This is a genomic window from Pseudescherichia sp., assembly GCF_031979925.1.
Taxonomy (GTDB): domain Bacteria; phylum Pseudomonadota; class Gammaproteobacteria; order Enterobacterales; family Enterobacteriaceae; genus Pseudescherichia.
Genome location: NZ_DALZFB010000010.1, coordinates 126,476 through 146,477, shown reverse-complemented (window position 1 = coordinate 146,477; position 20,002 = coordinate 126,476). Strand labels below are relative to the sequence as shown.

23 protein-coding genes are annotated in these 20,002 nt (G+C 54.4%); 12 read left to right on the top strand and 11 right to left on the bottom strand.

What is annotated here, in order from left to right:
- Positions 1 to 21 precede the first annotated feature (21 nt).
- The 3 genes from RTM13_RS16455 to fghA form a co-directional block, all read right to left on the bottom strand.
- Positions 22 to 333: a hypothetical protein gene (locus tag RTM13_RS16455; RefSeq protein ID WP_312213323.1), complete on the bottom strand. Its 312-nt coding sequence runs from the start codon at positions 331 to 333 to the stop codon at positions 22 to 24.
- Entirely contained in the window at positions 317 to 1,201 is an 885-nt protein-coding gene (locus RTM13_RS16450; protein ID WP_312213321.1) for a LysR family transcriptional regulator, read from the bottom strand. Before RTM13_RS16450 ends, RTM13_RS16455 begins: the two co-directional genes overlap by 17 nt.
- A gap of 426 nt (positions 1,202 to 1,627) precedes the next feature.
- The gene (gene fghA / locus RTM13_RS16445; RefSeq protein ID WP_312213319.1) at positions 1,628 to 2,467 is read right to left on the bottom strand and encodes an S-formylglutathione hydrolase; all 840 of its coding nucleotides are present in this window, start codon (positions 2,465 to 2,467) and stop codon (positions 1,628 to 1,630) included.
- Between the two features lie 140 nt (positions 2,468 to 2,607).
- On the opposite strand from fghA, the gene RTM13_RS16440 reads away from it, so the two are divergent.
- From RTM13_RS16440 to RTM13_RS16400, 9 genes are all read left to right on the top strand, one after another.
- Positions 2,608 to 3,744 (top strand): YbfB/YjiJ family MFS transporter, encoded by a 1,137-nt coding sequence (locus RTM13_RS16440; protein WP_312213317.1) that lies wholly within the window; start codon positions 2,608 to 2,610, stop codon positions 3,742 to 3,744.
- Between the two features lie 117 nt (positions 3,745 to 3,861).
- The gene (gene folE, locus RTM13_RS16435; RefSeq protein WP_312213315.1) at positions 3,862 to 4,527 is read left to right on the top strand and encodes a GTP cyclohydrolase I FolE; all 666 of its coding nucleotides are present in this window, start codon (positions 3,862 to 3,864) and stop codon (positions 4,525 to 4,527) included.
- A 29-nt stretch (positions 4,528 to 4,556) separates the two neighbouring features.
- A complete protein-coding gene (gene yeiB, locus RTM13_RS16430; protein WP_312213313.1) occupies positions 4,557 to 5,714 on the top strand; it encodes a DUF418 domain-containing protein YeiB in 1,158 nt (385 codons plus the stop codon).
- Positions 5,715 to 5,855: 141 nt separating this feature from the next.
- Positions 5,856 to 6,896 carry an HTH-type transcriptional regulator GalS gene (galS, locus tag RTM13_RS16425; protein ID WP_312213347.1) on the top strand — a complete coding sequence of 347 codons (1,041 nt, stop codon included), beginning with the start codon at positions 5,856 to 5,858 and terminating at the stop codon, positions 6,894 to 6,896.
- Between the two features lie 282 nt (positions 6,897 to 7,178).
- The gene (gene mglB / locus RTM13_RS16420) at positions 7,179 to 8,177 is read left to right on the top strand and encodes a galactose/glucose ABC transporter substrate-binding protein MglB (protein ID WP_312213311.1); all 999 of its coding nucleotides are present in this window, start codon (positions 7,179 to 7,181) and stop codon (positions 8,175 to 8,177) included.
- A gap of 78 nt (positions 8,178 to 8,255) precedes the next feature.
- Positions 8,256 to 9,776: a galactose/methyl galactoside ABC transporter ATP-binding protein MglA gene (gene mglA, locus RTM13_RS16415; protein ID WP_312213309.1), complete on the top strand. Its 1,521-nt coding sequence runs from the start codon at positions 8,256 to 8,258 to the stop codon at positions 9,774 to 9,776.
- A 15-nt stretch (positions 9,777 to 9,791) separates the two neighbouring features.
- Complete coding sequence (mglC, locus tag RTM13_RS16410; RefSeq protein WP_312213307.1) at positions 9,792 to 10,802, top strand: galactose/methyl galactoside ABC transporter permease MglC; 1,011 nt, start codon at positions 9,792 to 9,794, stop codon at positions 10,800 to 10,802.
- Between the two features lie 314 nt (positions 10,803 to 11,116).
- Positions 11,117 to 11,296: a general stress protein gene (locus tag RTM13_RS16405; RefSeq protein ID WP_042389732.1), complete on the top strand. Its 180-nt coding sequence runs from the start codon at positions 11,117 to 11,119 to the stop codon at positions 11,294 to 11,296.
- Between the two features lie 147 nt (positions 11,297 to 11,443).
- The gene (locus RTM13_RS16400; RefSeq protein WP_312213305.1) at positions 11,444 to 11,923 is read left to right on the top strand and encodes a ferritin-like domain-containing protein; all 480 of its coding nucleotides are present in this window, start codon (positions 11,444 to 11,446) and stop codon (positions 11,921 to 11,923) included.
- A gap of 138 nt (positions 11,924 to 12,061) precedes the next feature.
- Here the strand turns inward: RTM13_RS16400 and RTM13_RS16390 are convergent, their stop codons facing one another.
- From RTM13_RS16390 to RTM13_RS16375, 4 genes are read right to left on the bottom strand one after another with little or no spacing between them, the layout of a single operon-like run.
- Complete coding sequence (locus RTM13_RS16390) at positions 12,062 to 12,508, bottom strand: YetF domain-containing protein (protein WP_312213303.1); 447 nt, start codon at positions 12,506 to 12,508, stop codon at positions 12,062 to 12,064.
- 9 nt (positions 12,509 to 12,517) lie between these two features.
- Positions 12,518 to 13,024, bottom strand: a complete 507-nt coding sequence (locus RTM13_RS16385; RefSeq protein ID WP_312213301.1) for a hypothetical protein — start codon at positions 13,022 to 13,024, stop codon at positions 12,518 to 12,520.
- A gap of 18 nt (positions 13,025 to 13,042) precedes the next feature.
- The gene (locus tag RTM13_RS16380) at positions 13,043 to 13,810 is read right to left on the bottom strand and encodes a hypothetical protein (RefSeq protein WP_312213299.1); all 768 of its coding nucleotides are present in this window, start codon (positions 13,808 to 13,810) and stop codon (positions 13,043 to 13,045) included.
- Between the two features lies 1 nt (position 13,811).
- On the bottom strand, positions 13,812 to 14,009 hold the full coding sequence (locus tag RTM13_RS16375) for a hypothetical protein (protein WP_042389943.1): 198 nt from the start codon (positions 14,007 to 14,009) through the stop codon (positions 13,812 to 13,814).
- A gap of 113 nt (positions 14,010 to 14,122) precedes the next feature.
- Here RTM13_RS16375 and RTM13_RS16370 point away from each other — a divergent pair, with 113 nt between their 5' ends.
- Together RTM13_RS16370 and RTM13_RS16365 are read left to right on the top strand one after the other, a co-directional pair.
- A complete protein-coding gene (locus RTM13_RS16370) occupies positions 14,123 to 14,455 on the top strand; it encodes an EmrE family multidrug efflux SMR transporter (RefSeq protein ID WP_103819082.1) in 333 nt (110 codons plus the stop codon).
- A 90-nt stretch (positions 14,456 to 14,545) separates the two neighbouring features.
- Positions 14,546 to 15,772: an EAL domain-containing protein gene (locus RTM13_RS16365; RefSeq protein WP_312213296.1), complete on the top strand. Its 1,227-nt coding sequence runs from the start codon at positions 14,546 to 14,548 to the stop codon at positions 15,770 to 15,772.
- A gap of 99 nt (positions 15,773 to 15,871) precedes the next feature.
- Here the strand turns inward: RTM13_RS16365 and sanA are convergent, their stop codons facing one another.
- From sanA to RTM13_RS16345, 4 genes are all read right to left on the bottom strand, one after another.
- Positions 15,872 to 16,591 (bottom strand): outer membrane permeability protein SanA, encoded by a 720-nt coding sequence (gene sanA, locus RTM13_RS16360; protein ID WP_312213294.1) that lies wholly within the window; start codon positions 16,589 to 16,591, stop codon positions 15,872 to 15,874.
- A 125-nt stretch (positions 16,592 to 16,716) separates the two neighbouring features.
- Complete coding sequence (gene cdd, locus RTM13_RS16355; protein WP_312213292.1) at positions 16,717 to 17,604, bottom strand: cytidine deaminase; 888 nt, start codon at positions 17,602 to 17,604, stop codon at positions 16,717 to 16,719.
- A 129-nt stretch (positions 17,605 to 17,733) separates the two neighbouring features.
- Positions 17,734 to 18,429, bottom strand: a complete 696-nt coding sequence (locus RTM13_RS16350) for a CidB/LrgB family autolysis modulator (protein ID WP_312213290.1) — start codon at positions 18,427 to 18,429, stop codon at positions 17,734 to 17,736.
- Positions 18,426 to 18,824, bottom strand: coding sequence for a CidA/LrgA family protein (locus RTM13_RS16345; protein WP_312213288.1), 399 nt, complete (start codon positions 18,822 to 18,824; stop codon positions 18,426 to 18,428). The genes RTM13_RS16350 and RTM13_RS16345 overlap by 4 nt, the downstream gene beginning before the upstream one ends.
- A gap of 208 nt (positions 18,825 to 19,032) precedes the next feature.
- Here RTM13_RS16345 and dusC point away from each other — a divergent pair, with 208 nt between their 5' ends.
- Positions 19,033 to 19,986, top strand: a complete 954-nt coding sequence (gene dusC / locus RTM13_RS16340; protein WP_312213286.1) for a tRNA dihydrouridine(16) synthase DusC — start codon at positions 19,033 to 19,035, stop codon at positions 19,984 to 19,986.
- Positions 19,987 to 20,002: the final 16 nt, after the last annotated feature.

Below are 20,002 nucleotides of genomic sequence, written 5' to 3'. Positions count from 1 at the left end.
AGCCCCCCTAAAAACTACAACTTATTTCTTATTGTCAGAAGAGAAATAATACTTCAACAAACCGGTAATAATGGCTCTGATTTTAAAGGGACCCATAAAACCGGTAACAATCCCTATTAAAGGGAAAAAAAGGTGGTAGTGGCTGCCGCGAATAAACACATCTAAAAAGGCCAGCGCGCTGACGACGCAGACCAAACTGCTTATTATTATATTCCCTGGTGATGCTTTTTCGACGTATCCTGACCAGCATGAGACAATAAAAGCACTTAGGCCGCAAAATGTAGCCAATGGATGGTTTGCCAGAAAAAAAAGTAAATTAACGATGTAGCTCATTAGTGGTACAGCCTGATTTTTTTAAATCGGCAAATACCGTAGACATTACCTGCGCTGTCTCTTTATTATTTTTTTCTTTCCACTGCGAATAGAACCATAATGTCTTGTTGATGACGCTACGCTTTAATACGGTGCTACCATTAACGTTAAGCAGGCTTAACAGCGGATCCGTGGAAATGATAACGGCGTTATGGTTGTTAACCTTATACATCATATCAATCAGATCGCTTTCAGAGACTTTTTTGAAACTCCTGAACTTTATTCTATCGTGTGCGAAGAGATTGGTGACGCTGCTCTCCGTATCAAAATCATGATAAACGTCAACTTCTCCCCCGCGGACCATCTTCTCACAGGCCGCAGGCGTAGAGTTGATATAGATATCAAAGGATACCGATTCAGCGCTGGCGTACTGGCTGGGGAATTTTTTATCAGTAATAACAATATTATAAAAATGTAGCTCCGAGGAGAGATCGTCCTGCGTGATCTCATCGGCCAGGGTAAACTCATTATTAATATTGTATGTGTCGAGCGCAACGCTTAGGTGGCTAATAATTGATCGTGGAATATTTCTACTGCACATTATACGCGTGACGGGCAAGCCATCATCAGTATGGATGCAGTGTTCAATTTTAACCAAATCGTTATAGTAGGGCACAATCTTATTATAAAGAATGGTGCCAAATTTACTGGGCGTCATACCCTCCTTGGTTCTGATAAACAGTGGGATCCCCAGCGCCTGCTCAATATCGGATATCGCCTTGCTCATAGGCGTTCTTGATATGTGCATCCGCTGGCAGGCCTTACTTACGCTGCCTTCCTCCATTACCGCTATAAAGTACTTAAGCTTATTAGAGATAAAAAGGTTCATTACTCCCTCCGACAGTGTGAATACTGCATCATAGGTAAGTTAGCACTGAACAACAAAGATAAGATGTGCATTTTCTGTAGGCATATGCCCGAGAAAGGTGCGGGCATTGTATCGCGTTACAATTATTTAACTTCAAAAAATAAAGATCGTCACGATTCATAAAGTTAATCAATGTATTTCAACCATTCATTTGATTTGTCAATGAATCTGCAGCTGGCAAGCGTCACGCCTGAAGCTAAAGAGAAATAGATAAAGAGAGAGGGATGTAGTAGGGAGGATTAATTCTGGAATACTGTTTTAGGTTTTTGCTGGTCAGATCACGAATATATTTTGTTCTCTCCAGGGGAAATATTTAGCAACACTGTCGGTCATGTTAACGTGTATTTAACTACCCCCCATTCGTGGGGGGGTATATTAGTATGGCACTTAATTGGCGTGCAAATATTGGGCGTGAAAACGCAGGTGATCTTCTATAAAGCTGGCGATAAAGAAATAGCTGTGGTCATAGCCCGGCTGCACGCGCAGGGTCAGGGGCCAGTCGGTCTGACGAGCGGCTTCAGCAAGGCGGGCAGGCTGCAGCTGTTCGGCCAGAAACTGATCCCCGTCGCCCTGATCGATCAGGGTTGGAATAGCCTCTCCCGGCTGGCTGGCCTGCATCAGTGCGCAACTGTCCCATGCCTGCCAGTCGTTGCGGTTATCACCCAGGTAAGCGCTAAAGGCCTTCTCGCCCCACGGAACCTGCGCCGGGTTAACGATCGGCGCGAAGGCCGATACGCTGGTAAATTTGCCTGGATTTTTTAGCGCCATGATCAGTGCGCCGTGACCGCCCATGGAGTGGCCGCTGATGGCGCAGCGATCGCTCACGTTAAAGCGTTCTTTAATAAGGGTCGGCAGCTCGTCGCGCAGGTAGTCGTACATCCGATAGTGGGCAGCCCACGGCTGCTGGGTGGCGTTGAGGTAGAAGCCTGCACCTTTACCCAGATCGTAACCGGCGTCATCGGCCACATCATCACCGCGCGGGCTGGTGTCTGGCATCACCAGCACGATCCCCAGCTCGGCGGCCACGCGCTGCGCCCCGGCCTTGGTAGTGAAGTTCTCATCGTTACAGGTCAGGCCGGAGAGCCAGTAGAGCACCGGCAGCGGGGCATCGTTCGCCGACGGCGGAACAAATACGCTGAAGGTCATCGTACAGTTCAGTACGGCGGAGTGGTGCTGCCAGCGCTGTTGCCAGCCCTCATAGCAGCGATGTTGTTCGAGCATTTCCATGCCTGTCTCCTCGGATCGTCATACTTTCGTCTGTTTGATTAATCATACAGATAATTCGTAAGTGGGAGAAACTTTCACTTCCGCCTAAAAGCAATATCAAGCATCATAAACGCAACTTTTTATTAACATTTGAGGCGGTTATGGCGGTACGTATTGCGCTGGCCGGGTTTGTGATGCTGATTGTGGCGATGGGGATAGGGCGCTTTGCTTTTACGCCTCAGGTGCCGCTGATGATCCGCGACGGTCAGCTTAGCCTGACCAGCACGGGACTCGTCGCGGCGATGAACTACCTTGGCTACCTCATCGGCGCGTGGGACGCCATGCGCGCCCGCCAACACGTTGAGCTGAGGCTCTACGCTGGTATCTTTGGTGCGGTACTGCTGACCTTTCTCTCGGCGCTGGCGTTTAACCCGCTGCTGCACGGCGCGCTGCGGCTGCTCATCGGCGTAATGAGCGGCTGGGCAATGGTATTGACCGCCGCGTGGATCGGCGACCGGCTGGCGCATACCGGCAGGCCGGGCCTTAACGCAACGGTGTTTGCCGGCCCTGGCGCGGGCATTGCCCTCAGCGGTCTGCTGGCGGTGGCGATCCAGGCGCAGGGGCTGTCGGCAGCGGCGGGCTGGCTGGTGTATGGCGTGCTGGCGCTGGTGCTTATTATGCTGATTTCGCGCGATCTCCCCCGGTCTGGCGCATTGCACCGCAGCGGCGAGCAGCCCCAGCCGCTGCACCTGAGCGGAAATATTAAACGGCTGGTGTGGAGCTACAGCCTGGCCGGATTTGGCTACATTCTGCCTGCCACCTTTCTGTCGCAGATGGCGGCGCTGCGCTTTCCCGGTAGCCTGTTTGCCCAGTTTGTCTGGCCGGTGTTTGGCCTGGCCGCCGTAGTGGGTATCGCCATCAGCGTGGCGCTGCGTAATAAAGGCGAGAGCCACCAGCGCCTTGCCGTGGTGCTCTGGCTACAGGGGGTAGGGGTGATTGCCGCCTGGCTGCTGCCTGGCATGGCGGGGCTGGTCTGCGGCGCGCTGCTGGTGGGGGGCGGCTTTCTCTGTGCCGTGCAGCTGTCGCTGCTCTATGGTCGCGAGCTGGCGGCAGGACATGCGCGCTATATGGCCGGACTGCTGACCACTGGCTATGCCGTAGGTCAGCTGATTGGGCCGATGACATCGGCGCTATCGACCTGGCTAACCCACCGGCTGGAGCCTGCACTGGGTCTGGCAGGCGCAGGGCTTTTTGTTGCCGGAGCGCTGGTCTGGCGGCGTCAAAATGAAAGGTTATAGCAATTTCAATAATTATCATGACGCAATACTAGATTCTGCCCGCGTCCTCACGCACAATGATCGCGCACTTTGCCCCCTTAGCGGCAAAGGAGAGCCACACCTGCTGGAGAATAATTAATGCCATCACTCAGTAAAGAAGCGGCCCTTGTCCATGAGGCGCTGGTCGCGCACGGGCTGGAAACCCCGCTGCGTCCGCCAGTCGATCTGGACAAAGAAACCCGTAAAAGTCTTATTGCCGGACACATGACAGAGATCATGCAACTGTTAAATCTCGATCTGAGTGATGACAGTTTGATGGAAACGCCGCACCGTATCGCTAAAATGTACGTTGACGAGATCTTTTCTGGCCTCGACTACGCAAACTTTCCGAAGATCACCGTCATTGAGAATAAAATGAAGGTGGATGAGATGGTGACGGTGCGTGATATCACGCTGACCAGCACCTGCGAGCACCACTTCGTCACTATCGACGGCAAGGCGACGGTAGCCTATATCCCGAAAGATGCGGTGATTGGGCTCTCGAAGATCAACCGTATCGTGCAGTTCTTCGCCCAGCGTCCGCAGGTGCAGGAGCGCCTGACGCAGCAGATCCTCATCGCGCTGCAAACGCTGCTCGGCACTAACAACGTGGCTGTCTCTATCGATGCGGTACACTACTGCGTGAAAGCGCGCGGTATTCGTGATGCCACCAGTGCAACCACCACCACCTCGCTGGGTGGACTGTTCAAATCCAGCCAGAATACGCGCCAGGAGTTTCTGCGCGCCGTGCGTCACCATAACTGATCTCGTCAATTACGCGCAGAGGCGACGCCATGGAACGAAACGTTACGCTGGATTTCATTCGCGGCGTCGCCATCCTCGGTATTCTGCTGCTTAATATCAACGCCTTCGGTCTACCGAAGGCGGCCTATCTTAATCCGGCATGGTATGGCGACATTACCCTGCGCGATGCCTGGACCTGGGCCACGCTCGATCTCTTTGCCCAGGTTAAATTCCTCACGTTGTTTGCGCTGCTGTTTGGCGCGGGGCTACAGCTGCTGCTCGCCAAAGGCAAACGCTGGATCCAGTCCCGGCTTACCCTGCTGGTGCTGATGGGCTTTATTCACGGCCTGCTGTTCTGGGATGGTGATATCCTGCTGGCCTACGGGCTGATCGGGTTAATCAGCTGGCGGCTGGTGCGCGACGCGCCGGGAATAAAGAGCCTGTTTAACACCGGTATCATGCTCTATCTCGTTGGGATAGGGGTGCTGCTGCTGCTGGGCTTTATCTCCGGCAACCAGACCAGCCGCTCATGGATACCCGATACGGCAAATCTTCAGTATGAGTACTGGTGGAAGACCAACGGTGGTTATGAAGCCATCAGCAACCGGGCGGATATGCTCTCTAACAGTCTGATTGCGCTGGGGGCGCAGTACGGCTGGCAGCTGGCGGGCATGATGCTGATGGGTGCGGCGCTGATGCGCAGCGGCTGGTTGAAAGGGCAGTTTAGCCTACGGCACTACCGTAAAACCGGGTTGCTGTTGATCCTTGCCGGCGTGGCGATCAACCTGCCGGCCATTGTTGCCCAGTGGCAGCTGGGCTGGTCGTACCGCTGGTGCGCCTTTTTGTTGCAGGCTCCGCGCGAGCTGGGGGCACCGCTGCAAACCATCGGCTATGCGGCGCTGGCCTATGGCTTCTGGCCGCAGATCTGCCGCTGGCGTATCGTGCTGGCGGTAGCCTGCGTAGGGCGGATGGCCCTGAGCAACTATCTGCTCCAGACCCTAATCTGCACTACGATCTTCTATCGCTTCGGCCTGTTTATGCACTTTAACCGCTTACAGCTGCTGGCGTTTATTCCACCTATTTGGGCGGTGAATATTCTCTTCTCCGTGCTCTGGCTGCGTGCTTTCCGCCAGGGGCCGGTGGAGTGGCTATGGCGCAAGCTGACCGCCCGTGCCGCAGGCGTTTCACTCTCTCATACATCCAGATAACGATCTGGATCACAATCATTAACAAAACGGATGTAACCGTTTTCAGTGCTGTGACCTTCCTCACGTAGCGGCTCCGCTCCCCCTGCCAGAATAGCGCTCTTGCTAAACCCAGGGGGGAAACTGTGAGCTGCTGCAATCTCAATCAGGAGGCCGGGCATGATTACCATTCGTGACGTGGCCCGTCGTGCGGGCGTCTCCGTCGCTACGGTCTCCCGCGTGCTTAACAACAGTGCGATGGTCAGCCCCGACACCCGTGAAGCGGTGATGAAGGCGGTGGCGCAGCTGGGCTATCGGCCCAATGCCAACGCCCAGGCGCTGGCGACCCAGGTCAGCGATACTATTGGCGTGGTAGTGATGGACGTCTCCGACGCCTTCTTTGGTGCGTTGGTCAAAGCAGTAGACACCGTGGCCCAGCAGCACCAGAAGTACCTCCTGATCGGTAACAGCTATCATGAAGCGGAAAAAGAGCGTCACGCTATCGAGATCCTCATCCGTCAGCGCTGTAACGCCCTGATTGTTCACTCTAAAGCCTTAAGCGATGAGGAGCTGGCCGGCTTTATGGAACAGTTCCCCGGCATGGTGCTGATCAACCGTGTGGTTCCCGGCTATGCTCACCGCTGCGTTGCGTTGGATAACGTCAGCGGGGCGGTGATGGCCACCCGGATGCTGCTTGCTCAGGGGCATCAGCGCGTGGGATACCTTGGCTCCAGCCACCGTATCGAAGACAACGATCTGCGTCAGCAGGGCTGGCGCCAGGCGCTGGCCGAACAGGGAATCAACGCACCCGAAGGCTGGGTAGGGGTAGGCGCGCCGGATATGCAGGGCGGGGAGGCGGCGATGGTTGAGCTGCTTGGCCGCAATCTGCACCTCACCGCGGTCTTCGCCTATAACGACAGCATGGCCGCCGGGGCGCTGACGGCGCTGAAGGATAACGGCATCGCCGTACCGCAGCATCTCTCTCTCATTGGTTTCGATGATATCCCTATTGCTCGCTATACCGATCCGCAGCTGACAACGGTGCGTTATCCCATCGCATCCATGGCCCGGCTGGCTACTGAGCTGGCGTTACAGGGAGCGGCGGGGACGCAGGATCTGTCTGCCACCCACTGCTTTATGCCGACCCTGGTGCGTCGCCATTCAGTGGCGTTGCGGCAAACTGTGGCTCCGATCACTAACTTATAACATAGCTGCATGTAACCGTTTTCAATCTGTGAGTAAATTCACAGTATCTTAACAATGCGCTGACTATGATGTCAGCGTTCCAGAGCCTGAAACATTATGTAATACAGGCCGTTCGGTCAGGCATGATGCTTCGCAAGGGACAATCAATAAAGCTTTTCTGGAGCGTTACCGTACACGGAAGACCCAATTTTTAGAGTGACCTTCGGCGACAGTAACGTTTCATTATTCTGCTGCCCGCCGATCTTTATTCACAAGAACTACCCTGCATAAACCGGAGATACCATGAATAAGAAGGTTTTAACTCTGTCTGCCGTAATGGCAAGCATGCTTTTTGGCGCGGCAGCACATGCGGCAGATACCCGCATTGGCGTGACCATTTATAAATATGACGACAACTTTATGTCGGTTGTGCGTAAAGCAATTGAGAAAGATGCTAAAGAGACGCCGGACGTTCAGCTGCTGATGAACGACTCGCAGAACGACCAGTCAAAACAGAATGACCAGATCGACGTTCTGCTGGCGAAGGGCGTTAAAGCACTGGCTATTAACCTGGTTGACCCGGCAGCCGCAGGTACGGTTATCGAGAAAGCGCGTGGCCAGAACGTGCCAATCGTCTTCTTCAACAAAGAGCCATCCCGCAAGGCGCTGGATAGCTATGACAAAGCCTACTATGTCGGTACCGACTCAAAAGAGTCCGGCATTATTCAGGGCGACCTGATTGCTAAACACTGGGCGGCGAACCCGACCTGGGATCTGAACAAAGATGGTCAGATCCAGTTCGTACTGCTGAAAGGCGAGCCGGGCCACCCGGATGCTGAAGCGCGTACTACCTACGTTATCAAAGAGCTGAACGACAAGGGTGTGAAAACTCAGCAGCTGCAGCTTGATACCGCCATGTGGGATACCGCGATGGCGAAAGATAAGATGGATGCATGGCTCTCTGGCCCGAACGCCAACAAAATCGAAGTGGTTATCGCGAACAACGATGCCATGGCGATGGGTGCGGTAGAAGCCCTGAAGGCACACAACAAATCTTCTATTCCGGTATTCGGCGTTGACGCCCTGCCAGAAGCGCTGGCGCTGGTGAAATCCGGTGCGCTGGCCGGTACCGTTCTGAACGATGCCAACAACCAGGCGAAAGCCACCTTTGATCTGGCGAAAAACCTCGCTGACGGCAAAGGCGCAGCTGACGGCACCAATTGGAAGCTGGAAGAGAAAATCGTCCGTATCCCATACGTAGGCGTGGATAAAGAGAACCTCTCTGAGTTCAGCAATAAATAATTCATTGTTCTGCTTTCACTGGGCGCATCTTGATGCGCCCTTTTATAACGCGATGTGCGAGGCCAACAAGGTATAATTATGGTCAGCGATACTACTCAGTCGTCAGGTGAATTCTTGTTGGAAATGAGCGGCATCAACAAGTCATTTCCCGGCGTTAAGGCACTCGATAACGTTAATTTAAAAGTGCGTCCGCACTCCATTCACGCCCTGATGGGTGAAAACGGCGCAGGGAAATCAACGTTATTAAAATGCCTTTTTGGGATCTATCAAAAAGATTCCGGCAGCATACTATTCCAGGGCAAAGAGATCGATTTTCATTCGACCAAAGAGGCGTTGGAAAACGGGATATCTATGGTGCATCAGGAGCTAAACCTGGTGCTGCAGCGGTCGGTGATGGACAACATGTGGCTGGGACGCTATCCCACCAAAGGCGTGTTTGTCGATCAGGATAAAATGTACCGCGATACGAAAGCGATTTTCGACGAGCTGGATATCGATATCGATCCGCGCGCTCGCGTGGGAACCCTCTCCGTTTCGCAAATGCAGATGATCGAAATTGCGAAGGCGTTCTCCTACGATGCAAAAATCGTCATTATGGATGAGCCGACCTCCTCGCTGACCGAAAAAGAGGTCAATCATCTGTTTAAAATTATCCGCAAGCTGAAAGAGCGCGGCTGCGGCATCGTCTATATCTCGCACAAGATGGAGGAGATCTTCCAGCTTTGCGACGAGATCACTATCCTGCGCGACGGCCAGTGGATTGCCACCCAGCCGCTGGAAGGGCTGGATATGGACAAAATCATCGCCATGATGGTGGGTCGCTCGCTGAACCAGCGTTTCCCCGACAAACAGAACAAGCCGGGTGAAGTGATCATGGAGGTGCGCAACCTGACCTCCCTGCGTCAGCCCTCTATTCGCGACATCTCTTTTGACCTGCACAAAGGTGAAATTCTCGGCATTGCCGGGCTGGTAGGGGCCAAGCGTACCGATATCGTGGAGACGCTGTTTGGCATCCGCGAAAAATCGGGCGGTACTATTACCCTGCACGGGAAAACCATCAATAACCATACCGCCCACGAAGCGATTAACAATGGTTTTGCGCTGGTGACCGAAGAGCGTCGCTCAACGGGTATCTATGCCTATCTGGATATCGGTTTTAACTCCCTTATCTCCAACATCCAGAACTACAAAAACAAAGTTGGCCTGCTGGATAACAGCCGCATGAAGAGCGACACCCAGTGGGTGATCGACTCTATGCGCGTCAAAACGCCGGGCCACCGCACGCAGATTGGTTCCCTCTCCGGCGGCAACCAGCAGAAGGTCATCATTGGCCGCTGGCTATTGACCCAGCCAGAGATCCTGATGCTGGATGAGCCGACGCGCGGTATCGACGTGGGGGCAAAATTTGAGATCTACCAGCTGATAGCTGAACTGGCGAAGAAGGATAAGGGGATCATTATCATCTCCTCTGAAATGCCGGAGCTGCTGGGTATTACCGACCGTATTTTGGTTATGAGCAATGGCCTCGTTGCCGGAATTGTTGACACTAAAACGACAACGCAAAACGAAATTTTACGTCTTGCGTCTTTGCACCTTTAAGATCAGGGGCTTCTCATGAGTGCGCTAAATAAAAAGAGTTTTCTCACTTACCTGAAAGAGGGCGGTCTCTACGTCGTTCTTTTAGTGTTGCTGGCCATTATTATCTTCCAGGATCCAACGTTCCTGAGCCTGCTAAACCTCAGTAACATTCTGACCCAGTCCTCGGTGCGTATTATCATTGCACTGGGCGTGGCGGGGCTGATCGTCACCCAGGGGACTGACCTCTCCGCCGGACGCCAGGTTGGCCTCGCGGCGGTTGTCGCGGCAACGCTGCTTCAGTCGATGGAGAACGCCAACAAGGTGTTCCCTGAGATGGCTACCATGCCGATTATCGCGGTGATCGCTATCGTCTGCGTGATTGGCGCGATTATTGGTCTGGTGAACGGGATTATCATTGCCTATCTGAACGTGACGCCGTTTATCACCACGTTAGGTACGATGATCATCGTCTACGGTATCAACTCCCTCTACTATGACTTCGTAGGCGCATCGCCGATCTCCGGCTTCGACAGCGGCTTCTCGACCTTTACGCAAGGGTTTGTCGCGCTGGGCAGCTTCCGCCTCTCCTACATCACCTTCTATGCGCTGATTGCCGTGGCCTTTGTCTGGATCCTGTGGAACAAGACGCGCTTCGGTAAAAATATCTTCGCTATCGGTGGCAACCCGGAAGCGGCTAAGGTCTCTGGCGTTAACGTGGCGCTGAACCTGCTGATGATCTATGCCCTGTCCGGCGTCTTCTATGCCTTCGGCGGGATGCTGGAAGCGGGCCGTATCGGCTCGGCGACCAACAACCTTGGCTTTATGTACGAGCTGGACGCCATCGCCGCCTGCGTGGTGGGCGGGGTCTCCTTCAGCGGTGGCGTCGGTACGGTGCTCGGGGTCGTGACCGGGGTGATCATCTTTACCGTTATCAACTACGGTCTGACCTATATCGGCGTTAACCCGTACTGGCAGTACATCATCAAGGGCGGGATCATTATCTTCGCTGTGGCGCTGGACTCGCTGAAGTACGCGCGCAAAAAATAACCTTATATTTTTCGCCTGCTTATCAAGGCCCGCCTCATTGGCGGGCTTTTTTATTATGGACAGACATATTTTGCAATATTTAGCCGTGCGAATATATTTGCCGCTTCGCTGATATATATATTCTGCTATCTGCTTGATTTATCATTATAAGGAAAAATTATCCCTCTCGGAATGCTCCTGGTATGCTTCGCTGGCGATATTTCCATGGATTTTTGACTTGAAGGCGGGGGAATTATGACTACAGTTAAACATGCCTGACGGGGGAATAACTTCCCTCTATTTTTAACCAAAACTGTATGTGGAAGGAGTATATTATGGCCCAACAACATCGTGGCGGTTCAGGAAACTTTGCAGAAGATAAACAGCGTGCATCTGAAGCAGGCCGTAAAGGCGGGCAGCAGAGCGGCGGGAACTTCAAAAACGACCCGCAGCGCGCATCTGAAGCAGGTAAGAAAGGCGGACAAAACAGTCACAGCGGCGGTCGTTCCTCCTGACCGTAGCCCACATATTTTATTTAATTAACGTAACACCCATTAAATAAATATGTACTGACTGTCGGTGGCAATCCTGTAATTTTTTTTACAGGATTGCCACAATCCCTTATTAAGGATCTATTCCGGCGACCTAAAGAGGAATTAATTATGCCAGCAGTAAAAACCCTTGAAGATCTATTTATTCATGAACTGTCAGACATATACAGCGCCGAGAAACAGATAGCGCGCGCACTGCCGAAAATGGCTCGTGCAGCGACCTCAGAACAGCTGGTTTCCGCCTTTGAAACCCATCTCGAAGAGACTCGCGGACAGATTGAACGAATCGACCAGATTGTTGAGGTGACCGAAGGCCTACGTATCCGCCGTATGAAGTGCCATGCCCTTGAGGGGCTGGTCGAAGAGGCCCAGGAGATCATTGATTCCGTTGCCGCAGGCGAACTGCGCGACGAAGGGCTGATTGGTGCGGCACAAAAGGTCGAGCACTACGAGATTGCCTCTTACGGTACGCTGCGTACCCTGGCTCAGAAATTGGGCTACACTGAAGCAGCTAAGCTGCTGGAAGAGACGCTGAACGAAGAGAAACAGACTGATGTGAAGCTCACCGGCATTGCCGAAGGCAAAAAATAAGGAGGCGTTATGCGTATTGATTACTCCCTGAACGTTGAAAAAGACGATCCTTCCGAGTCCCCGGAGTCCGGTGACAAAAAGCCTGAGAAAAAGTAGCCCAGGCTTAAAGAGAACCGGTCAGCCATGCTGGCCGGTTTTTTATTTGGTGGCCGGAATGATAGAGATATGGCCGTTCTGCTCCAGAATGGCGTATTTGATATCCCCTAGCTTGTCGATTCCCTGGCCGTTACGGGCAAAAGCCATGATATCGTCATAGGAGATGTCAGCCTTTTTCATCTTCTCTTCGAGAAGTCGTCCATTCTCCACAAGAATCACCGGCGTGCCATCGATGGTCGCTTCAACCCCCGGTAGATACCGCTTCAGATAGCCAAACAGCATATCCACTACCACCAGCGTAATAATGGTAAGCGCGGCACCGGTAACAGAAAAGTCATTGCCCAGCAGCGCCTGCTGGGTCGCCTCGCTGATAATCAGCAGCAGGATCAGATCGAATGAGGTCATCTGCATCAGCGCCCGCCGTCCAGCAATTTTAAACACCACCATTAACACCAGGTAGATGGCCAACGCTCTGAGAACCATTTCCATATTGCGCTCCTAAGGATAGGTAAACTGCCAGAAAGAGAGGGCCGGGCCGTCGTTGATGGTGCTGGTGCTGCTGCCGGGCTGCTGTGGAAGCAGGCCTAACCATACTTTTCCGCCGGCTGGCAGGTTGCTATGTTTGTACTCCAGTACCAGGCTGCTGCCCTGGCTCCAGGTTTTATCCGGCTGCGGCTGGAGCGTATCGATCTTAAACGCCTGCATAAAGTCACCGCCGAGGGTGAGGATAAGGGTGTCGCCAGCGGCTGCCGTAGTTGAAATCTCCATATCCACATCGCTTTGCTGGCGATTAAACCGCTCGTAGCTCAGGGTCAGAGTATTGTCGGCGCTGCTGCGTTCAACGTGGCTAAAGTGGCCGCGCGAGAAGAGGCCGCTTAGAGCAGCCAGCACGATGAAAAGCAGCACAAAAAAGCCGATACGGCGTATGTTGGCTTCGAAGCTTAACCAGACATGTTTCTCCCGCACCGGGGGCGGATTCTGATCGGGTGGAGACGTTTTACGCATAGGGCCTTCCTGTTGAGGTTACGCCTGCGGCTCTTCTTTAATACCCATTGCCATGACCTGCGCCGGATCGAACAGCGACAGGCTCTCAACCTCATCCAGCAGGATGACCTTGCGAAAATCCAGCGCCGACTGCGGCTCGGTGTCGAGGTTAATATTATGCTTGGCATACCAGGCGCTATAGTTGTTCTCAATATTGAGCTGGTGGGAGTGACGGTCCCGGTGGCCGCTCAGCATCGGGATCAGCTCAATATTTCTGACTTCGGTATCGTCAAGCGTTGCGCCATGGATCATACCGATATAGACCCGCTGCGACTTCAACGTGATCCACGCCAGCTGGCCCGTCTCCATACACTGGTATAGCAGCCCCTCGACGCCGTTGCCACGCGTCAGAAACTTATACAGCTGACGACGACTGTTGCTGTCGAGACGGGCGCTACCCGCCCAGTTGGAGCGGTAAAGGCAAAAGAGCGTGGCAAATGCCAGCATGATCACCACCGGAGCCTGGATGCCGAGGAAGCTCCAGTTCATGAAGGTCACCTGTAGACGGTGCTCTTCATAACCAAACCACTGCGGCAGCGCATCCATGCCCATTGATGAAAATAGCAGCAGCAGCCACACCAGCGCGGTAGCAATGATCCCCTGTAGCATAAAGATGCAGCCGTAAAGGGCCACCAGAAAGTAGACGTCCCAGCCAAAGGAGCGCCGCAGTTTAAAACGGGTAGAGAGATCGCGGCTGGTGTACCAGTAGCCTGAAACCATTAATACCATAAATATTGCTGTCGCCATGTTATGCCCTCTTTAGCGCATCGACATGGCGGATAAAATCCTCCTTCACGGCCTGGCTGCGTACGTTAACCCGCGCCCTGCCGTCCTCATCAATAATGATCCGCTCTCCGTCGTCAATAGATTCCTGAACGTCACGGTGATCGGTTACCTGGAGCAGCTTTTCCGGACTGGTGAATAGATAGCGTAGAATTCTCACAATGAATAACCTCCTGTGTCAGTAACAGTATAGATGCCCTACGGGGGAGGTTTAAAAGTAGCGAGATGTAACGGCAGGTGGCATATTTTACAAATTGATTCAAAGGAGGAGGATTTATGCACGCTTATGTTCATCTGGGGATCGCCATTGTGGCAGAGGTGATTGGCACCACGCTGATGCGCTATTCAGAGGGGTTTACCAAACTCTGGCCGACGGCGGCAACGCTGGGCTGCTATGCGGTAGCGTTCTGGTTTCTGTCCCAGACGATACAGTACATTCCTACCGGCATAGCCTATGCCATCTGGTCCGGAGTGGGTATCGTACTGATTAGTGCCGCAGGATGGATCTTCAGCGGCCAGAAGCTGGACCTGCCCGCCATTGGCGGGATGGCGCTAATTTGTGCCGGGGTGCTGGTGATCAACCTTTTTTCTAAAAGCGTTGCGCACTAAAGTGTGAGCTTGCGCGGCCTGAGCGCTCGATCTCAGGAAGGTTTTAGCTATAGTTAAATTTTGCCGCTGACATATGCCATGGAGAGGAGTATGTACTCATTTGTTGCGAGACAACCCATTTTCGACAAAAACATGGCGACCGTTGGCTGGGAGCTGCTGTTTCGTGACGGCCTGACCAACCGGTTTCCGAACGTCTCGTCTGAGTATGCGACCAGGCAAATTATCTCCGATCTCTTCTTCTCTACGCCGCTGCCGTCGCTGGTGGGCAAGCATACCTGCTATATCAACTTTCCCGGCGAGATGATTGTGCAGGGTTTTGCCGATGCGCTGCCCCATGACAAGGTAGTGATTGAGATCCTTGAGACGGCGACGCCGGATGAGGCTCTGCTGGCCGCCGTGCGCCGCCTCTATGCTGGCGGCTTTCAGATTGCCCTTGACGACTTTGCTCTCAAAAGCGAGTGGGAGCGCTTTTTCCCCTACATTAGCATTATTAAATTCGATATCCGGGCGCAACGTTTTGAAGAGATAGCGAGCTATATCACGCAAAACCGCGATCGCCTGGGCAAAGTCACCCTGCTGGCCGAAAAGGTCGAGACCCAGGAGGAGTTCGATCAATACAGAGAGTTTGGCTTCGATCTCTTTCAGGGCTACTTCTACAGCAAGCCCGAGGTGCTGCAAAACAGGCGGCTATCGCAGAATAAGGTTTTGCAGATACAGCTTATCGCTGAGGTCAACGCAGAGAATCCTGACCTGGCAAAAATCGAAAACTATCTGAAGAGCGACATTAGCCTCTCCTACACCTTGATGCGCTACGCCCGCAACGTGGTCTATAACACCCGCGGCATTGAGATGGTGAAGAACAGCACCCTCAAGGATACGCTGCTCTATCTTGGCTTTAACGAGCTGCGCCGTTTTGTTTCGATCTCCTGCCTGACCAGCATCGCCAACGTGAAAACCACCGAGCTATACCATATGAGCCTGGTGCGGGGCATGTTCTGCGAGCTGCTTGCCAAAGCGGCGGGGCGAGAGTCGCTCTCCCATGATGCTTTCTTTTGCGGTCTGTTTTCGCTGCTGGACGCTATCCTTGGCATCGCACTTGAGGATCTGGTTAAGCAGATCGCGCTGTCGGAGCGGGTGATGCAGGCCCTGACCGAGGATGAGGGGGTGCTCTATCCATTCCTGGATCTGGCCCGCCTCTATGAACAGCAGCGCTGGGAGGAGGTTAACAGGGTAGCGAAAAGCCTCGGCCTGACGCCTGAAACGGTGATAGAGACCATGAAGCGCGCCACCGCCTGGGCAGATAATATCGCCTTCTGAGGAAGATGCCGGGCGGCGCTACGCTTGCACCGGCCTACGGTTCTGTAGGCCCGGTAAGCGCAGCGCCACCGGGCGCAAAAAAGCATTGCCTTTTGAGGCCTATTTTTTCACTTTCGGTTGGATATCGAGCAGCTGCTCCGGCGTCACCGCCGGATAGCCCTGGGCATCGTCCGGCACGTCCTGCAACGACGAGATAGGCAGCAGCGGGCCGAGGAAGCGCGGCTCGCGTTTGAAGATATAGAGATCCGCCAGCGCGCCAAGACGCGCGCCAAACTCCCGCACCCGTACGGTCAGCATATCTTTCGGCGAGGGCACAGCGTAGCACTGGGCCTGAATGCCCCGGTGCAGGGCGATAAACAGCGCCCGCTCACAGTGGAAACGCTGGGTGATAATAATAAAGTCGTTGGCGTCGAAGACCTTACGCGTGCGCACAATGGAGTCCAGGGTGCGGAAGCCCGCGTAGTCGAGCACAATATCCTGCGGGTCGACCCCGGCGGCAATCAGATCCTTGCGCATGGTTACCGGCTCGTTATAGCTCTGCAGAGCATTGTCGCCGCTCAGCAGCAGGTAGTTCACCTTGCCGCTATTGTAAGCGTTCAGCGCTCCCTGAATGCGGTAGCGATAGTACTGATTAATGACGCCGGTGCGGTAATACTTGGCGGTACCCAGCACGACCCCAACCTGGCGGTAGGGCAGATCTTGTAAATCGTCGTAGATCCACGGCGAGGTTTTCCAGCTCATCCAGCGGTCGAGACCAAGCGCGGTTAACAGCAGCAAGCCGATGATGACTAACAGGCTGTATAACAAACGCTTTAACATGCAGATAGCTCGATGCGGAGATGAAATTTCATTCAGGCTACTGTACCCGCAGAGGAAGCGCAAGAATCAGCAATTCAACTGCGGGGATTTTCATCACAATCATTTCATTGTGTTATTGCCGCTGCTCAGGCTGGCAGTGCTACACGCTCAACGTAGCGGCAGCCCAGCGCTCTCAGCGTGGCGGAGGTTGCGTCCCACTGGGTGAGCGGCGCGTCCGGACGCTCGGCCAGAACGGCACGGCGCATATCGGGATAGTCATAGCCGTTCAGGCTCAGCAGATTGAGCGCCCCCTGTAACGGCGGCAGGGACGGGTTGAAAGCCGCATTTTCCGCATAGCGCCCGGCGAAAATCTGCCCGTTGCTCAGCTCGATGGCGACGCCGGAGGGCGCGTTGCTGTAAGGTGCATGGCTCTGATTGGCGGCGGTGATGGCCGCTTTGACCAGCGCCTCCCCCTCTACCGGGAAGCCGTGGTTTTCGTCATCCATCAGCAGGGTATTAATCTCAAGATCTTTGGGACCAAAGGCGTCGGGCAAGTAATCCGCCAGAGTATGCGGATCGCGGCCTGGGAGAGCAATACGCAGATCGAGGCCGCTGTTCAGCTCATTCATAAACTGGCGGCAGTGGCCACAGGGGGTGTAGTTAACGGTGATGGCGACCAGGGATTTTTCGCCCCGCAGCCAGGCATGGCTGATGGCGCTCTGCTCGGCGTGGACGGTCTGCTGCATGGTGGAGCCGAGAAACTCCATGTTGCCGCCGAAGTACCACGTGCCGCTCACCCCGCGGGCGATAGCGCCGACGTTAAAATGCGAGAGATCGGCCCGGGCGCAGGCGGCAGCCAGCGGCAGGAGCGCAAAAGCCAGCGCGTCTTCATCCAGCTCCGTGGCGCTTGCCAGCGCCTTCACCTGCTCCGCGCTCAGCATGGCGGGAAAATGGTCATCCGCAAGAATGGTGGCTAAAGCGGATTGCAGATCCTCCGCAAGGCTAGCGAAAGCTGAGTGAAAACGTGAATGCATGGCGTTGCCTCATAGCAGTGTAATGGGAGCCCAGTGTAAAGAGCGCGAGGCTCTTTATATGTGATTCAAATCACACTGTATATGCAACTTATGAAATTCAAATTAAAAATGCGCGACACATCGCAAATTTTAGCCCACTAGTGCGAGGATCAGCGGGAAGAGCAGGGGAGCAATCAGCGAGGTGATAATTCCGCAGAGTACGAGCGCCAGCGAACTGAATGCGCCCTCCTGATAATCCAGCTCTGCGCAGCGTGCCGTGCCCAGCGCGTGGGAAGCGGTACCCATTGCCAGGCCACGCGCCGCTTTGGTTCGAATGCGCATCAGATTCAGCAGGGTATGGCCAAACACCGCGCCAAGAATACCTACAAAGATCACGCAGACCGCGCTGATAGCCGGAATGCCGCCGATGCTGCCGCCTACCGCCATGGCAATCGGCGTGGTAACCGATTTTGGCAGTATCGAGGCGGCGATCTCCGGCGAGGCACCCATTAATAGCGCAACGGTGGTCCCGGTAACCATTGCGACCACGCTGCCGATAAAGCAGATGGAGATAATCGATTTCCAGCGGGCGCGGATCTGATGCAGCTGCTCATACAGCGGGTAGGCCAGCGCCACCACGGCGGGCTGGAGCAGATCGTTAAGAATTTTGCTCCCGGCGAAATAGCGCTCATAGGGGATGCCGGTCAGCAGCAGGAAGGGGATCAGTACCACCATCGCCACCAGCAGCGGATTGAGCAGGGGCATCTTAAAACGCGCCGCCAGCTTGCGGGCCGCAAAGAAGACCGCCAGCGTCAGCGGCAGCGACCACCAGATATTTTCCATCACGACTTGGCTCCTTTTTCTTCCGTCACCTTGCGCTCGCCGTGCACCAGGTGCGAGCTCCAGCTCACCACCAGAAAGACCACAAGCGTGCTGATCGCGCAGGAGACTACCACCGGCCCGAACTGTGCCCGCAGCACGTCGTAGTACTGCATCACGCCAACGCCGATGGGTACAAACAGCAGCGCCATATAGCGGATCAACACATAGCAGCCGGGGTTAACCCACTTTGCCGGCAGGATTTGCAGCGCCAGCAGGAAGAACATGATCAGCATGCCGATAATGCTGCCGGGAATGGTGATGGGCAGCAGGGAAGAGATAGCGATCCCGGCATACAGGCAGGCATAAATTAGCGCAAAGGCGCGAAAATAGTGCCAGATAACGATCAACGATTTAGACATGGTTCAAGCCTCTGATGAAACGTATTCATCATACAATTGATTCGATAACTGTGCTATCGATCACATCATGAATTGTGAGCATACCAAATATTCCCCAATGGAACGTCAGGCATTGATACAAGATTAGGCGTAAACCGGGCGATAAAGGCCCTTTCACCTATAGGCCAGAGGCGCTACCATACGCGCCTCTTTTCTGACGGGTAACGTTATGCGTGTATTACTGGCTCCGATGGAAGGCGTGCTCGATTCGCTGGTACGCGAGCTGCTAACCGGGGTAAATGATTACGATCTCTGCATCACCGAATTTCTGCGCGTGGTCGATCAGCTGCTGCCGGTAAAATCGTTCTATAAAACCTGTCCCGAGCTGCACCGCCAGAGCCGCACGCTCAACGGCACCCCGGTGCGCATCCAGCTGCTGGGCCAGTACCCGCAGTGGCTGGCGGAGAACGCTGCCCGTGCCGTGGAGCTTGGCTCGTACGGGGTCGATCTCAACTGCGGCTGCCCGTCAAAGCTGGTGAACGGCAGCGGCGGCGGGGCGACGTTGCTCAAAGACCCTGAGCTAATCTACCGCGGCGCGAAAGCGATGCGTGAGGCTGTGCCCGCCTCGCTGCCCGTGACCGTCAAAATACGCCTTGGCTGGGACAGCGGCGCACGGCAGTTTGAAATTGCCGATGCCGTACAGCAGGCGGGGGCGACCGAACTGGTGGTCCACGGCCGCACCAAAGAGGATGGCTATAAAGCGGAGCGCATCAACTGGCAGGCGATCGGCGAGATCCGTAAGCGGCTGACCATTCCGGTGATTGCCAACGGTGAGATTTGGGACTGGCAGAGCGCGCAGGATTGCCTGGCGGCAACCGGCTGCGACGCGGTGATGATTGGCCGCGGTGCGCTGAACGTGCCAAACTTCAGTCGGGTGATCAAATATAATGCGCCGCGCATGCCCTGGCCGGAGGTGGTTGGCCTGCTCCAGCAGTACAGCCAGCTTGAGAAGCAGGGCGATACGGGGATGTATCACGTAGCACGCATCAAGCAGTGGCTGGGCTATTTACGCAAGGAGTATGCGGAAGCCGACGGTCTGTTTAGCCAGATCCGTACCCTGAAGCGGTCGGCGGAGATCGCGATGGCCATTGAGGCTGCCGCTAACTATATTCTGCAAGAATAGATTCTCTTATATTATT